Below are 13575 nucleotides of genomic sequence, written 5' to 3' on the forward strand. Positions count from 1 at the left end.
ACGACCGCGGTTGCCTGTTCAGGCGAGCGCGATGATGTCGGTCACCCCAACGTCGATGCCGGATTGCGACAAGAGCGTGGTAACCTGCCCGCGATGGTGCGTCTGGTGGTTGAAGAAGTGCGTCATCGCCTGCCAGGCGGGATGCTCCCGCTGCACCCCCTTCGTGTTCGAATATCTCATCGTGCGCAGGAGGAACTCGGACGGCATTTCGCCTACCCATTCCTGGACGGCGAGGTCGAGTCCGGTACGTGCCGCCCGCAGTTGCACCCAGTCTTCGTGGATCACGGTCTCATGGACCGCGCCGTCAGGCAGCTGCAGCAGTTCGCCCGCCAGCACAGGGAATTCCATGCCTTGTGACGCGAAGCGCTTCAACCACAGGCGGTCGGCCCAGAGGATGTGGTTCAACGATCCATGAATCGACCGGAAGAAAGCACCGCGATCGCGACGGCGCTCGCCGTCTGAAAGCTGTCCGCACGCGTCGTACAGGCGATCATTGAACCAGCAGTTGTACCTGGCCAGGAACCGGTAGTTGGCCAGTAGCGTGTCGGCACTGTTGTCCATGCGCCATTCTGCTCCGTGCACGAGCATCAGCCTGGACCGGCAGCTGCTCATGGCCGAGGCCGTGTGAAATCTCGGTCGGCCTCTTCGCAGGGATGGATTTCGTGACGAACGTGGTCCGGAGAGTTCATCCAGCTGTTTGCTGCGCCTCATATGCGCATTTCATCGCTCTGGAGGCTCCGTCGGCCGCGTCAGAGGGCATAAGTGAGGCCTCAAGCCCCCATCAGCTTCATCGCATTCATCGTTCTGGATATACCGAGAATCGCGATCACTCGCTTGAGGTTGTATGCGAGCACGTGCAGGCTCATCTCGGTGTTCACGTTGCGGAGGCCCTTGGTCAGGAAATGGACGGCTCCCATCCAGTGCTTCAGCGTTCCGAACACATGCTCTATGGTGCGCCTTCGCCCGTCATTGCATCCAGTTGCCGATCGCGCCTTCGCTGCATATCGTCGAGTACCGCTTCGTGCTCCCACCGTGAGATGCGTCGAAACGGAGCGGGGGAGCATTGATCCTTCATCGGGCAGCGCGGGCAGGCGCTGCTCCAATATCGACGGATTTGCTGTCCGTCGTTCTGCTCGTAGGTAAAGCGATAAGGTGCGATCTGATGTGCGGGGCACACATATACATCGCGCTTTGGGTCGGAGATGAAGTCGCCCTTGCCAAAGCGCCCGTCCGACTTGGCACCGGACGTCAGCGGCTTGGGCACGTACGCAGAAATGCCGGCATCGGCGCACGCCTTGATCTCGGGCGCGCTGTAGTAGCCGCGGTCCGCGTAGGCGCGCAGTCTCCTCTTGCCAATGGCTTCGCCGGCGGCAAGTGCCATCTTGGACAACTGAGCGCGGTCGTTGCCAACATCGTGACCTCATGCTCGACGATCAGATGATGCTCGGCATCGACGGCCGCCTGTACGTTGTAGCCGAAGATGCCGGTGCCCTTCGCCTCTCGACCTTCCCAGGCGTGAAGTTGCGATCGCGGCTGTTGACCGCCTTGAACTTGCTGCTGTCGATGGCAACGGCCGCCTCGGAGAACAGCTTGAGGTCCCGGCACAGCACGACGAAACGGCGGCATGCGTTCCGGATGCCAGCCGCACTCTCTCATCGAAAGTCAGCAATCGTCTTGAAGTCCGGCGCCAGGCGGCCCGTCAGCCACATCAACTCCAAATTGCGCTGGCACTCCCGCTCGAGCCGCCGGCTGGACTGAATGCGATTCAGGTAGCCGTAGTGCCAGGGTTGCTGCATGTCTTCCTCCGCGCTACGGTGCATAGAGCACGTAGTCTGCGGTGTACGTCACGCGTTCCGTGTCGCCGACCTCACCCGCGGCACAGGGGCGCACCGGAGCGACGCCCCCACTCGTATTCACCCGCTGCACGCTGGTGACCTTCGCGAACCGTCCGTCCGGACCCACAGACTTCGCCGACAGCAGCAGCCACGGGATCGCATCGGCCTGCGGTGCGTCGGCACGCGCTTCCACGGCGCCCACGATGCGGCTGCCGTCCGCCGCTTCCCAGGTTGGCCCGCCGTAATGCGTGCCGACCTGCGCTCCCCCGGCGTCGAACAGATCGGCCTGAGGCGCGACGAACACCCAGCGCGCTCCACCGGGCGCGCCGGCATCGGGGCGGCATTCGTAGACCTGCACCCCGCGCGCGGCGACGCTCTCCAGCAGCGTGTGCGAACCACGCGGTGCGAGCGCCTGCGGCACAGCCGCAGCGGCCGGTGCGCGCGCCACGCTGATCGCGGGCAGCGCGCCGTTCTCGGCGCGCACCTGCGCAGAACAGGCGGCTACGATGCAGGCCACGGTGAGCGCTTGTGAATTCGTCATGACGTGCTCCTTCACTTGCGGGTGATGACGATCTCGAGATAGGCGCTGGGGATGACCAGCGTGCCATCGCGGGCCGTATCGAAGCGCTCCATCAGCGCGACCAGGTCCGCCGCCAGCGCGTGCTGGCCCTGCGTGTCGAGCGCGGCGAAGGCCTTGAGCATGGGGCCGTAGTAGCCGCGGAAGACCTCCAGCATGTGGTCGGCCGAGCGGTAGCGGAAGTGGAAATGGCGTCTCTCCATCACGATGGTGGACGCCGCCGTCTCGAACAGCTCCGCGATGAAGCCGCGCGATCCCCACTGCACGGGCGAGGTCACGCCCGCAGGGGGCGGCACGCGCTTGCCGATGGTCTGGAAAACCTGGCCGATGAAGCCCTCGGGAGTCCAGTTCGCCAGGGCGATTCGGCCGCCCGGCCGGCAGACGCGCAGCAGCTCGCTGGCCACGCGTGGCGGGTTCGGCGCGAACATGCAACCGAAGGTGGACAGCACGGCGTCGAAGCTGCCGTGGTCGAAGGGCAGCGCCTCGGCGTCGGCTTCGCGGAAATCGATCGCGTGCAGGCGCTCGGCGCCGGCGCGCTCGCGACCACGCTCCAGCAGGGCCGGCACGTAGTCGGTGGAGGTGACCTGGCACCAGCGCCGCGCCGCCGCGAGCGTGGCGTTGCCGTTGCCCGCCGCCACGTCGAGCACGCGCTCGCCGGCCCGCAGGTCGGCCGCCTCGCAGAGCGTCTCGCCGACGATCTGCAATGTGGTGCCTATGACGGCATAGTCACCCGAAGCCCAGGCGGCCTTCTGGCGGGTTTTGATGGCGGCGAAATCGGTCGGTGCGGTCATGACGTTCTCCAGGGGATGGCGCTCGCCACCGTGGGCGCGGGGAATGGAAGGCGATGTGAGCCAGGGCATCGCATAGCGGGTTTCGAGAGATCTCGCCCGAGAGATCCGCGGCTTGCGCGGAGTTCCGGCCAGGCATTCGAGGCGGGTGCCGCGCACACGCGCAACACCCCCTGACTTCGGGTCAGGCAGCCGTCATCGGATCGATCACGCCGCGCAGTTCGGTGACGCGCGATGCGGGGAACCCGCTGACCCTGGCGTGCTCGTGGACGGACGCTTCATCTTCGGCCAGATAGATGCAGAAAGTCTTGTCGTCGGCGACGAAGGATTGGACCCACTGCACCGTGCCGGCAAGGCTGGCAAGGGCCGCATTGGAGGTGGCGGCCGCGTCCTTCAGTTGGCCGGGGTTCAACTTGCCGACACCGGCGATGTCGCGTTCGATCAGGTACCGTTTCATGGAAATGCTCTCCAGGAGGCCCGCAGCAGGAATCGCGCTCCGGGTCGCACTGCGGGGTCCAGCGACCATCGGGGGCGGTCCATGCCGCCGGCCGTAGCTTGATGCACGGTGGTATCCGACATGTGCAATCTGTGCGCGGCTTTGTATCGCGCGCGTATCGGAGCTCACGGACCTGTTCCTCTGCTTGCCGCAGTTGCCGCTGCTGCTGGTGCTCGTCTTCTTCTTCCGCGACCCACTGAAGAAGGCGTTCGGACTGGAGTTGGGGATCTTCCTGCTCATCGTGATCGTGATCGGCGGGTTGCGGTGGACGCCGGTCGCCCGCCTCGTGCGCGCGCAGGTCCTCAGCCTGCGCGAGAAGGAGCTCGTGCAGGCGCGCGCCTTGGGTGCAAGTGTGCCGCGCAAGGTCGTACGCCACCTGCTGCCGAACTCCATGGGGCCCGTCATCGTCGCAGGCACCATTGACGTTGCGGCCGCCATCATCGCGGAATCCACGCTGTCCTTCCTCGGCCTCGGGTTCCCGTCGGACGTCCCCTCCTGGGGTCGGCTGCTGTACAAGGCGCGCGACTACCTCGACATCGCCCCGCACTGGGCGATGGCGCCCGGCGCCGCGATCGCCCTCACGGTGCTTGCGGTCAATCTCATAGGAGACGGCCTTCGCGACGCGCTTGATCCGCGTGAGTGCCGTTGATGGGAAGGTTGAAGGGCACAGGCGTGCCGGCATCGAGGACTGTAATTCTGCTCGATCGTAGGATTGCTTCAAATGCAGCGTTGGCGAGCAGGGCTTCTCGCTCGAAGTATTCGCGCTCCCCAGGGCGCATCGAACTGGTCCGCGCAGGGTTGGACTGCCTGCCATGTTCACTACCTGTGGTACCAGCCTGACCTCAGGAGGGACCAGCCGGTCGCGAACGGCTGGTTGTGGCCGGGTACTGCCATCCACTCGCCCGGGCCAAGAGGAGAAGTCGCGTGCCCCAGGAGGGAGAGCCACCTGAAGCCGACGTCCGGGCCAGCGCGCATTGATCGCTGCCTGCTGCATTCACATTGGCCCGTCTACGCTACCCGTGTTGCAGTCGGTGGCCAACGCACCAAGCTTCAGCTGGATGCAGAGGATCGACGGAGGGAAACCAGCGCTGGTGCAGGCCCATCGGCACTCGGTGCGATGAACGGCAGGCACATGGCGTCTCCAAGGCCACGTCATTAGGCGAGATCTTGTTGAGAGGGGTTGGCGGCTCGGGCCCTAACGCGGATGGCGCGTGCCCGCATCAGCACGTCGCCGAGCCAGTTGGAACCGAGCCACTGGGACTGGTCGAGGATTCGGGGATCCTCGGCGGACAGCCCGACGCCCCAGAGCGGATCCGTGGGGGAGGCTTCCACGATCAGCAGGGATTCCGTGCCCACCAGGACGTCATCCAGGGCTGGGTTCTGTTCGAACTTCGCCACCAGGCCGGGAACCATGATGTCGCGGGCCTGAGCCTTCCAGACCGCGTCGTCGTAGCCTCCGACCTTGCGGCCCAGTGCCTTTTGTTCCCTGGGATCGCGACAGCCCAGAATCTCGCTCGCGATCTTGGTATCGCCGAACAGCACGGCCTTGCGGTACATCATGTACTGCTCGGAGCAGTTGAAAGTCACGCCGTCGAAGGTGAACTTGCTGGGATGCCAGTTCGAGAAGGGATCCTGGCGGCCCCAGAACAGCACCATGTTGTTCTTGATCTTCATGTCGAAGTCCGTTTCCTTTCTGGGAACCAGCTGGATCAGCGGCGGCCGTCGGAGATCAGTTCCGGCAGCAGATCCTTCGTGGTCGTCAGCTGCACCCCCCATCGCCTTCGTCTCGTCGAGGAAGTCCTGGCCTTGGCGACTGGTTGCTGCACTTCAATAGTCCGACATATCGACGGTAGGTGTCATCGCCACGATGGGATTGTCGAAGTCTCATCAACGCGCTCGAAAGGGAAACTCCATGCGCACTGTCACCTCGGGAATCGATCTCGCCAAAACCGTGTTCGCCCTGCATGGGGTAGGGCCCCACAGGGCCGCTTGGAGCGGAAGCGACGCAGGAGCGGAAGCTGTAAGCGGTCGGCTGCAAACCCTTGTTCGGTCAGGTTCTCCCCGCGGACCGCCTTATGCCTTGACATGTGCAGCAAAGACATCACGGAAAGGCCCAAGAAATTTCCTCTCGGGCGACCAATCTGTGATGGCAAAGATGATGTCGGAGAACGCTCCTCGATAGTCGTTTTCCAAAGCATGCCGAAAATCCATCGCCGTGCGGTGTGGATCATTCGCGAAAGCACCACAGCCCCATGCGCCGAGCACTAGCGTGGTATGCCCGTACGCCCGCGCGATAGCGAGCACGCGATGGATCCGCTTCTGCAAGAGGTCTCCCGCTCGCGGTTGACCAATGATGGGCGCAACAGGCGCGGCACATGTAATGAAGCTCAGGAGCCATGGATGGGGAAGCTCCGTGCCGTCATCCATGCGAAAGACGGGCACATCAGGTGAATAGATCGCCCAATCGGTCGAATCCGGTAGTGGTCGCTTGCGGTGCTCCTCATACATCGGATCACCAAAGAGTGTCTGATTGAGTGCGCTGGATCGACACAGCACCTCCTCCTGCGCCCTGGCCCCGCTTAGAAAGCCCCCGCCAGGGTGGACGCCGTTGGCGAAATTCAGGGCAAGAGGACGCAATCCATAGTCAACAAGGCGTCGTGACGCCCCAAGCGTTGTTTCATTGGTGACTTGGACTCTCGTTTCCGTGAACGAGACTTGCTCGTTGCTTGGCAGCACAGCGCCGGGGCGAATGCTCAGCTTGGCGGCACAGGCAGCATGTACAGCGTCACGCCAAACAACAGTTTGCCCGGCCTTGGTAACGTAGAAACCTGCATTGGCAGCGGTCACCGCAGATCGACCAAGTACAGCGGCAACATTTCTGGAGACGTCCAACTCCTGTCGTCGAGCGACGGCCATCTGCTCGGAATCGAGGCAAGGTACGACATGCAAGGTGGTCATGATTTCATTGGTGCAGGTGGAATTCCAACGGCCAGGCATCCCCTTTGCCGGCATGACTTGCAACGCACGCCTGCGCACTCGGTCGCTGACCCCGTAGCCGAAAGTCTGCCCCGCCGCAGCCAGCAAGCCGAAGGCCTGGCCGTCGTCGTTGCTGCCCGTTCGGCCGAGCAGCCCCTCGACCCATTCGTCGGGAAAGGCGCGGGCGCCGTGCAAGGCGCCGACGGCGGCGCCGACGATCGCTGCGACGGTGTCATTGTCGCGCGTGCCGTTGACCGCCTGCTCGATGGCGACGCGGGGTTCATGGCCATGGCGAGCAAGGATATAGACGACGCTCGGCACCGTCTCCAGCAGATAGGCCCCTGAATGCCAGATGTCCCCCGCCTCCTCGACCCCCAAGTCTTTCGCAAGAGCCGGCTGGACGTAAGTCGTTAGCAGTTCGTTGATCGAACCCTCGAACTCAGGGGGGTAGCCGGTACGCGCTGCATAGCGTGCGGTCGACGCGACATCAGCGTAAGTGTCGATCCAGTGCATTAGCCACCAGTCGCGGTCCGGCGCGACGGTCAAGCCGATCAATCGCCACAACATATCCACCATCGCGATGCAACTGCTGTTGGACAATTCGTCGTCGTGGGTCAGGTGGGCGGCGGCAAGTGTGTCAGTCCACAGCGCAGCGGAAGGTCGGTGCAGATGCGGAAGCAGGACCGGCGCAATCCGCATCAAGGCACCATTGCTGGCACGGCTCCACCCGGACACCGTCCAATCGCGGTCGCGTTCAAACTGCCGCAACGCGTTGCGAGTCGTCGCTCCGCCACCGAAGATTTCGTGCCGGCGCGAAGCCAACAGGTCTCCCAGTTTCGTAGGGTCAAGGCCACCGCACTGGAGCAAGTGCTCCAGCGTCCAGTACGCGAGTTGGGAGTCGTCCGACGGAACACCGACGGGGCGCTGATCGGCGTATCGGTTCGGCTGATACGTGCGGATCCACCCATACAGCGCTCGTCGCCTTGACGGGTTCAGCGACTCGCTCGTGTTGCCCAGTGCATCTCCTATCGCCAGACCGAGCATCATGCCCTCGATCTTGTCGGCAAGGTCGATCCCGGCCGCGAACGAAGACGGCGCTTCGTCCAGCCGCGCGTGCCAGCGCAGCTTGATCACGCCGCCGTCTACGAGGTGACGCACCTTCCACTGCAGATCGAGCCGCATATTGATCGGATTCATCGTGCTGTCTCCTTCTTGGATTTGCGGGGATTCCATGTACGACAAGTTAGACCGCGTTTCCACTGAGCTCCCTTTCATAGACGGCAAGATCGCTTTCCGAGAAGCAACAGAAGACTACTTCGTCGATGGACGGAAATCCCCAAGCGAATTCCGCAGCGTGGCAATTGCAATCTTCGCAGCCGCCTCCACTGGGTATCTGTAGGCACCCGTGCTGATGCTCGGAAACGCAATGGAAGCGATTCGATGAGACCCAGCAATCTCCAAGGACCGGCGATAGCACGATGCCAGGAGTTCGGCCTCCCCGTTCTCACCACCGCGCCACACGGGGCCAACGGCATGAATGATGAATTTCGCGGGCAACCGATAGCCGTTTGTGAGTTTGGCTTGCCCGATCCTGCAGCCGCCGAGGAGCCGACACTCATGGACGAGGTCGGGGCCCGCAGCGCGATGAATTGCTCCGTCCACGCCGCCGCCCCCAAGGAGCGATGAGTTCGCGGCGTTGACGATGGCATCGACTGCCAACGTCGTGATATCGCCTCGGATTGCTCGAAGAATCGTCGTCATGTTGCAAGCGGTTTAACGCGAAGATGGCCAGCGGACAGTAGGCGGGCGAACGGCCGCCGAAAGAACGTCCGTGTCGATTCGACCTGTTGGCGATGTAGTCGGCCGCCGCCCGCCCGTCGCGCCGAAGAAGCTGGCTGCTCCTGCGGCTGCATGTCAAGCTGGAACGCGGTGCCAGTCAAGACCGATGTGCCAATGGGGCGCATTGCCCGCCTCGTCTGTTGGCGTGGAGTGCGCGCCAAGCAAGCGAAACCCCTTGGCCTTGACGCTGTTGTGCTCGTAGACCGAGCCGATGATGTCTCCGGCGATCGCTCCGAACATGTCGGGGGGTCCTCGTTGGAAGCGGTATCAAGTTGCACAGAACAACTTGCATGGTTGTACTATACACCTAATGAAGCGTGAGATCACCACTGGAGTTCGCTCGGCAACTGCTGCGGGTCGACGTCAAGCCCCGTTGGCGGCAGTAGTTCCTTCATTTCCACTGCCGTTCACGACCGTCGACGTGGTGATCTTCACGGTGCTGGACAACAATCTGAGCGTCCTCCTGGTGCAACGGCCAGACAACCGCGATGAACCGTTTCCCAAGGCCTGGGCCCTGCCTGGTGGTTACGTTGACATCGGCCGCGACGAAGACCTAGCCGCCTGCGCCCGTCGCAAGCTCTTCGAGAAGACCGCCGTGGTCAGCCCCTACCTCGAACAGTTGGGGAGTTGGGGAAGCGCCAACCGTGACCCCCGCGGCTGGTCCGCGACCCACGTCTACTTCGCCTTGATTCCCTCGCAGGGACTGGCGCTGGCCAAGGGGGCGAATGCCGCGGACGTTGGTTGGTCCCAGGTCGACCAGGTGCTGAAGCGTCACAGGCTGGCCTTCGATCACGAGGCGATTTTGCGAGCGGCGGTCGAGCGCCTGCGAAGCAAGGTGGAATACACATCGCTGCCGGCGTACCTGGTCGAGGAACCCTTCACGCTGCCGCAGTTGCAGCGGACGTACGAAGTCGTGCTCGGGCGCTCCATCGACAAGAGCGGGTTCCGCACACGGATGCTGGCGGCCGATTTCCTAGATGAAGCCGGGTACGTCGAGGGCGAGTCGAACCGCCCGGCGATGGGCTACCGCGTGCGTGATCGCGCGGTGCCGGTGGTGTTTCCGCGGACCTTCAGCCCGCGGCACCAGGAGTGAGAACCTGGGCAGGACCGTGCTCGAGTCGCACCGTCCACAGTGTGACGGCCACCACGTCGCGAGCGAACCAGGCCAGGGCACTGGCCATGATCCTGAACGAGTACTGAGGGCTGAAGCCATGAACAACGAGATCTTCGTCTTCGGCAGCAACCTTGCAGGCCGGCATGGCAAGGGCGCTGCGCTGCACGCAGCCAAGTTCCACGGCGCCATCTACGGGCAGGGCATCGGCCTGCAGGGGCGCAGCTACGGCATTCCCACCAAGGACCAACAGATCCAAACCCTGCCACTGCCTGCCATCCAGCGCTACGTGAACGAGTTCCTCGCGTTCGCCCAGGAGCACCCGCAGCTGACCTTCAACGTCACGCGCATAGGGTGCGGACTGGCCGGATACACGGACCACCAGATCGCGCCGATGTTCAAGGACGCACCTACCAACTGCAACCTGCCCGAGGGCTGGAGGACACAATGAAGGACTACCCAACTAGCAGCTCGATAGCCCGACCGAGGTGTCGGATGTCGGATGCGGCGTTGCGCACGATCGTCCAGCGCCTGCTGGCAAGCCTGACGTTGGACAGCACGCGCGGCACGCCGCTGTTCCTGCGCTCCGGCAACGGCCCTGAATTCGTCAGCCGCACGATCCTCGAATGCATCTCGGCCGCCGGCATCGGCACCGCGACGATCTGATCTGCATTGACTGATTCGGACCGGTCCAAGCGATAGCGACTCCTAAGCATGGGCCCCCCCACATGAATCAGCCGGGCAGTCGCCGACCGCAGCGCGGCCATGTCATTGCGTTTAGCTATCGAGTCCCTGCTCAGCCAGCAGGACGTCCATTTCTTCGGCCACACCGTAGCCGAAGTTCTGGCTGACTTGGCGGACAGCGTCGAGGCGATTCCACAGCGCGCAGCGCTGCTCCTGGGACAACGTCGCGATGGCCCGCAGCGCCTGCGCGAACATTCGCAGTAGCGCGTCAAAGTACGCTTCGTCCTGCAGGCCTACCTCGTCGCTGAATACGGCTGCCCGCTCGCAGAAGAAGACCATCAATTCCGCCAAGCCGTGGGACGCGCCAATGGCCTTCTTGTACGCCGAGATGGCCTGCTTCGCCTTCGCGACGGAGACGTCCTGATTCTTGAACACATCCGGCGAGAGCCAGCGGTTGATCGTGGCCTTGTAGGGCTTGAGCACGTCATCACCGACACCGCACCGGGCGTGCAAAAAGGCTTGGTTATCCTTGCTGGCGCTGTACAGTGCCTGAATCAGGGAGATCAATCCAGGCCGGTCAAGGCTCGCCAGCTTGGCTTTGACGCAGCTCCAGGACGGTTCTTTCTGCCTCATGGTCGCACTACTGATTCGGGGCACCGCTCTTGTTGCTCGTTCGCGTGGAATCGCGTTTTTCTCTCCCGCATCATGACGCAATCCCGCAGGACACGCCCTCGCTTGATGCTTGGGCGGGAAACCTGCACGCACGTATTCGCCCTCATGATACCCATCACGCTAGCAGCGGCGTGGCACCGCGGCAAGAGATCGGCTGTATGCGCGGCCGGTTCTGGCCGGGTACTGCCCTGCCCGCCGTATGCCAGGAGGCGATACACCCCTAGACTCCCTTCTACTCCGCCTACGAAGACACACATGAACACCGCGAGCCACAGGGCCGCCGCTGCCGTCGCCCTTCTCCTGGCGCTCGCCCCGCGTGCCCGATCCGCATCACCCCCACCCCCCTTCGAGGTCGCGTACAGGGCTTGGGATATCGTGACGGAACTCGCCCGCAGCAACGGCGACCCAAGCATCAGCGGCGAGTGCGGCAAGACGTTCCGACCGTTCGTGATCCCCGGGCTGCGGAGGCAGACCAGGCAGGAGCAGGACGTAGCCGCGACCGCTTGCTTCGAGGCGGCGCGGTCCGCCTGCATAAACAGCAAGCTCCGGATCTCGGCAGAGACCGTGAAGAAGTGCGAAGAGTTCAAGTAGCGGCTGTTGCGTCCTCGCCGCGCGGCTTGTCGGCGACGGCAGCAATCGACCCGAAGCGGCCGTGCTACGGTTGGCGTCTGTTCGCAAGGAGCCCTCATGCCGCGCCCGATCCTCGATGAGTCTCGCATTCACAGCGCCATCCGCCCCAAGCTCGCGGGCTGGAACAATGCAATCGTCGATGAAGTGAAGACAGCAGTCGCTGCCAACGACGTCGTGGTGGTCGGCATGAAGCACAACCCCTTTCCCACCAAGGCGCGCAAGGCACTCGAGACGATCGGGCAGCCGTTCAAGTACCTCGAGTACGGCAGCTACCTTGGAATGTGGCGCCCACGCAGCGCGTTGAAGATGTGGACGGGCTGGCCGACCTTCCCAATGGTGTTCGTCAAGGGCGTCCTGGTCGGCGGCTCGAGCGAACTGCAGACGCTCATCGACAGCGGCGAATTGAGAGCCATGCTGGGCTGAGCCGAATCGAATTCGACCGCGGGCGATGTCAAGCGCGCCATTTGCAGCTCATTTTCGGAACCACTCCGGCCGGAGCATTCAGCGGCGCAGAGCTCGCGGGACCTGCTTTCATCGCCGGCCCGGATCTTGGCGCGACAATCCCGCATGGACGAAATCGACAGCGGCCGCGGACAAGCGGCTATTCACGAAGCACGCCTCTGGAAAGACAACGGCTGGACGGCCCAAGTGATCAAGAACGAGGACGACGATGGCTGGGCCGTGGCCATGACGCCCGATGGCCAGGTGGATCCGGCGCTGGTCGGCCCCTGGACCATGGGGCGGGACAAGAAGAACCCCAAGCCGCTGGACTCCGCCGCCTTCAACACGCTCGTGAAGACCGCCACCGAGTTCGTGCGCCGGCACGAACAGCAGTTGCATGCAGCGCTGCACCAGCAGATCGAGATCTCGCATGATGGCGGACGCGTGAACGTCACGCTGGACATCACCCCGGATGAAGAGTCTCCGTCCGCCGTGCTGCGGGCAGCGGACGCTGATGGCGAAGTGCTTGGGCAGGCGAATGTCTCGCCCGGCTTCAAGCTGACGCGCGCAAGCGCAGGCGCCTGGGCGGAAGCAGGCTTCAGCGCCCGGGCGGTGCGCTGAGCGCCTCTAGGACGGAGTCGTCGACGTAGCAGGTGCTGCGCTTCATGCAGTGCCGCAGCTCGCCGGGGCGCTTGATGGCGCCGCTGCGATCGTCGAACTCCGCCACCATCAGATCGAGCGCGCCGCGGCGCTCGTGCTCCTCGACCGGAAGCCACGGCGCGCCTAGCGCCGCCCACTGCGCATCGGTGAGCGCGATTTCGCCGGTCAGAAACATCTGGCGGCAATCGTCCCCCGCCAGGAAAGACGCCTCCACCGCCGCCAGGCCATCGCCTGGACGGCACAGCCCGTGGGCCAGGGTCTGGTCGAAGACCACCAGGTCGCCTGGCACCAACGCCAACTCGACGCCCGCGTGGGGCATCACGAAGTTCACATTGGCAGCGTCCAGCGCGAGGATCCAGAACAGGCATCGGGACCAGCGCCCCCGCACGTCGTTGTGGAACCCCGCGCCGCGCGACGCGAGGTAGTCGATGCGTGTGGCGACGCTGCTCCGGTAGTCGACGGGGTCGTCCCCCAGCACACCCGTCAACTGTAGTCCGCCGGCAATGCTCCCCACCAGGTCGGCGGCGCCGGGTGCGGCGGCGGTCAAGTCCTGCAGCGTCGTGGCGGCATATTCGACTTCGGAGAAATCCTCTGCCCTTACCCGCGCACAGCCTTCCGCCGCCAGGCTCGCCAAGGTTGCGGGGGCCAGGAAACCGGCGCGTACGGCATGGACGCGATCGTAGGGCGCGCGTGCGTCGAAGGCGTGCAGTGGCTCGTCACTTCGAACCGCGAAGGCCCGGAAGGGCTGGGGCACGCAGTACGCGTTGGCGGCAATGATGCGATGTGCTGGCACCGAGGGCATCACGGGATTGTCCTGGATGCAATCGATGCAGAGGGGAGAGAACAAGCTCCGCCGATCGGCCGAG

16 protein-coding genes and 2 pseudogenes are annotated in these 13575 nt (G+C 63.9%); 7 read left to right on the forward strand and 11 right to left on the reverse strand.

What is annotated here, in order from left to right:
• Positions 1–18: 18 nt before the first annotated feature.
• The 5 genes and pseudogenes from JJ685_RS03435 to JJ685_RS03455 all read right to left on the reverse strand — a co-directional run bounded on the left by JJ685_RS03435 (position 19) and on the right by JJ685_RS03455 (position 3657).
• Positions 19–561, reverse strand: a complete 543-nt coding sequence (locus JJ685_RS03435) for a DinB family protein (protein ID WP_201672756.1) — start codon at positions 559–561, stop codon at positions 19–21.
• Between the two features lie 209 nt (positions 562–770).
• A pseudogene (locus JJ685_RS03440) lies at positions 771–1778 on the reverse strand (transposase); the annotation flags it as partial.
• A 31-nt stretch (positions 1779–1809) separates the two neighbouring features.
• Positions 1810–2376 carry a DUF3455 domain-containing protein gene (locus JJ685_RS03445; protein WP_201672757.1) on the reverse strand — a complete coding sequence of 189 codons (567 nt, stop codon included), beginning with the start codon at positions 2374–2376 and terminating at the stop codon, positions 1810–1812.
• Positions 2377–2387: 11 nt separating this feature from the next.
• Entirely contained in the window at positions 2388–3203 is an 816-nt protein-coding gene (locus JJ685_RS03450; protein ID WP_201672758.1) for a class I SAM-dependent methyltransferase, read from the reverse strand.
• Positions 3204–3384: 181 nt separating this feature from the next.
• Positions 3385–3657 carry a DUF4242 domain-containing protein gene (locus JJ685_RS03455; protein ID WP_201672759.1) on the reverse strand — a complete coding sequence of 91 codons (273 nt, stop codon included), beginning with the start codon at positions 3655–3657 and terminating at the stop codon, positions 3385–3387.
• Between the two features lie 172 nt (positions 3658–3829).
• Between JJ685_RS03455 and JJ685_RS03460 the strand changes: the two genes are divergently transcribed.
• Positions 3830–4345, forward strand: a complete 516-nt coding sequence (locus JJ685_RS03460; RefSeq protein WP_269117374.1) for an ABC transporter permease — start codon at positions 3830–3832, stop codon at positions 4343–4345.
• A gap of 506 nt (positions 4346–4851) precedes the next feature.
• On the opposite strand, the gene JJ685_RS03465 is transcribed toward JJ685_RS03460, so the two are convergent.
• The 4 genes and pseudogenes from JJ685_RS03465 to JJ685_RS03480 all read right to left on the reverse strand — a co-directional run bounded on the left by JJ685_RS03465 (position 4852) and on the right by JJ685_RS03480 (position 8751).
• Positions 4852–5370 carry an NADAR family protein gene (locus JJ685_RS03465; protein ID WP_201672761.1) on the reverse strand — a complete coding sequence of 173 codons (519 nt, stop codon included), beginning with the start codon at positions 5368–5370 and terminating at the stop codon, positions 4852–4854.
• A gap of 399 nt (positions 5371–5769) precedes the next feature.
• On the reverse strand, positions 5770–7869 hold the full coding sequence (locus JJ685_RS03470) for a TIGR02452 family protein (protein WP_201672762.1): 2100 nt from the start codon (positions 7867–7869) through the stop codon (positions 5770–5772).
• Between the two features lie 46 nt (positions 7870–7915).
• Positions 7916–8433, reverse strand: a pseudogene (locus JJ685_RS03475) (O-acetyl-ADP-ribose deacetylase).
• Between the two features lie 153 nt (positions 8434–8586).
• Entirely contained in the window at positions 8587–8751 is a 165-nt protein-coding gene (locus tag JJ685_RS03480; protein WP_201672763.1) for a hypothetical protein, read from the reverse strand.
• Between the two features lie 70 nt (positions 8752–8821).
• On the opposite strand from JJ685_RS03480, the gene JJ685_RS03485 reads away from it, so the two are divergent.
• The 3 genes from JJ685_RS03485 (at position 8822) to JJ685_RS03495 (ending at position 10288) form a co-directional block, all read left to right on the forward strand.
• Positions 8822–9604 carry an NUDIX hydrolase gene (locus tag JJ685_RS03485; RefSeq protein ID WP_201672764.1) on the forward strand — a complete coding sequence of 261 codons (783 nt, stop codon included), beginning with the start codon at positions 8822–8824 and terminating at the stop codon, positions 9602–9604.
• Between the two features lie 118 nt (positions 9605–9722).
• Positions 9723–10073 (forward strand): A1S_2505 family phage non-structural protein, encoded by a 351-nt coding sequence (locus tag JJ685_RS03490; protein WP_201672765.1) that lies wholly within the window; start codon positions 9723–9725, stop codon positions 10071–10073.
• A gap of 44 nt (positions 10074–10117) precedes the next feature.
• A complete protein-coding gene (locus JJ685_RS03495) occupies positions 10118–10288 on the forward strand; it encodes a hypothetical protein (RefSeq protein WP_201672766.1) in 171 nt (56 codons plus the stop codon).
• A 111-nt stretch (positions 10289–10399) separates the two neighbouring features.
• Here JJ685_RS03495 and JJ685_RS03500 read toward each other — a convergent pair whose 3' ends face one another.
• Positions 10400–10939, reverse strand: coding sequence for a hypothetical protein (locus tag JJ685_RS03500; protein WP_201672767.1), 540 nt, complete (start codon positions 10937–10939; stop codon positions 10400–10402).
• 294 nt (positions 10940–11233) lie between these two features.
• Between JJ685_RS03500 and JJ685_RS03505 the strand changes: the two genes are divergently transcribed.
• The 3 genes from JJ685_RS03505 to JJ685_RS03515 all read left to right on the forward strand — a co-directional run bounded on the left by JJ685_RS03505 (position 11234) and on the right by JJ685_RS03515 (position 12670).
• Entirely contained in the window at positions 11234–11569 is a 336-nt protein-coding gene (locus JJ685_RS03505) for a hypothetical protein (protein WP_201672768.1), read from the forward strand.
• 96 nt (positions 11570–11665) lie between these two features.
• Positions 11666–12031 (forward strand): glutaredoxin domain-containing protein, encoded by a 366-nt coding sequence (locus JJ685_RS03510; protein WP_201672769.1) that lies wholly within the window; start codon positions 11666–11668, stop codon positions 12029–12031.
• A gap of 144 nt (positions 12032–12175) precedes the next feature.
• Positions 12176–12670, forward strand: a complete 495-nt coding sequence (locus tag JJ685_RS03515; RefSeq protein WP_201672770.1) for a hypothetical protein — start codon at positions 12176–12178, stop codon at positions 12668–12670.
• Here JJ685_RS03515 and JJ685_RS03520 read toward each other — a convergent pair.
• Positions 12648–13556, reverse strand: coding sequence for a hypothetical protein (locus JJ685_RS03520; RefSeq protein WP_201672771.1), 909 nt, complete (start codon positions 13554–13556; stop codon positions 12648–12650). The two genes, JJ685_RS03515 and JJ685_RS03520, sit on opposite strands and share 23 nt — an antisense overlap.
• Positions 13557–13575 lie beyond the last annotated feature (19 nt).

It is taken from the genome of Ramlibacter monticola (genome assembly GCF_016722785.1).
In the GTDB taxonomy this organism is placed as follows: domain Bacteria; phylum Pseudomonadota; class Gammaproteobacteria; order Burkholderiales; family Burkholderiaceae_C; genus Ramlibacter; species Ramlibacter monticola.

Coding starts and splice junctions, on each gene's coding strand:
- JJ685_RS03480 (WP_201672763.1), bottom strand. CDS start 8,751: ATGTTCGGAGCGATCGCCGGAGACATCATCGGCTCGGTCTACGAGCAC.
- JJ685_RS03450 (WP_201672758.1), bottom strand. CDS start 3,203: ATGACCGCACCGACCGATTTCGCCGCCATCAAAACCCGCCAGAAGGCC.
- JJ685_RS03465 (WP_201672761.1), bottom strand. CDS start 5,370: ATGAAGATCAAGAACAACATGGTGCTGTTCTGGGGCCGCCAGGATCCC.
- JJ685_RS03505 (WP_201672768.1), top strand. CDS start 11,234: ATGAACACCGCGAGCCACAGGGCCGCCGCTGCCGTCGCCCTTCTCCTG.
- JJ685_RS03485 (WP_201672764.1), top strand. CDS start 8,822: ATGAAGCGTGAGATCACCACTGGAGTTCGCTCGGCAACTGCTGCGGGT.
- JJ685_RS03470 (WP_201672762.1), bottom strand. CDS start 7,869: ATGAATCCGATCAATATGCGGCTCGATCTGCAGTGGAAGGTGCGTCAC.
- JJ685_RS03435 (WP_201672756.1), bottom strand. CDS start 561: ATGGACAACAGTGCCGACACGCTACTGGCCAACTACCGGTTCCTGGCC.
- JJ685_RS03500 (WP_201672767.1), bottom strand. CDS start 10,939: ATGAGGCAGAAAGAACCGTCCTGGAGCTGCGTCAAAGCCAAGCTGGCG.
- JJ685_RS03495 (WP_201672766.1), top strand. CDS start 10,118: ATGTCGGATGCGGCGTTGCGCACGATCGTCCAGCGCCTGCTGGCAAGC.
- JJ685_RS03490 (WP_201672765.1), top strand. CDS start 9,723: ATGAACAACGAGATCTTCGTCTTCGGCAGCAACCTTGCAGGCCGGCAT.
- JJ685_RS03445 (WP_201672757.1), bottom strand. CDS start 2,376: ATGACGAATTCACAAGCGCTCACCGTGGCCTGCATCGTAGCCGCCTGT.
- JJ685_RS03510 (WP_201672769.1), top strand. CDS start 11,666: ATGCCGCGCCCGATCCTCGATGAGTCTCGCATTCACAGCGCCATCCGC.
- JJ685_RS03455 (WP_201672759.1), bottom strand. CDS start 3,657: ATGAAACGGTACCTGATCGAACGCGACATCGCCGGTGTCGGCAAGTTG.
- JJ685_RS03515 (WP_201672770.1), top strand. CDS start 12,176: ATGGACGAAATCGACAGCGGCCGCGGACAAGCGGCTATTCACGAAGCA.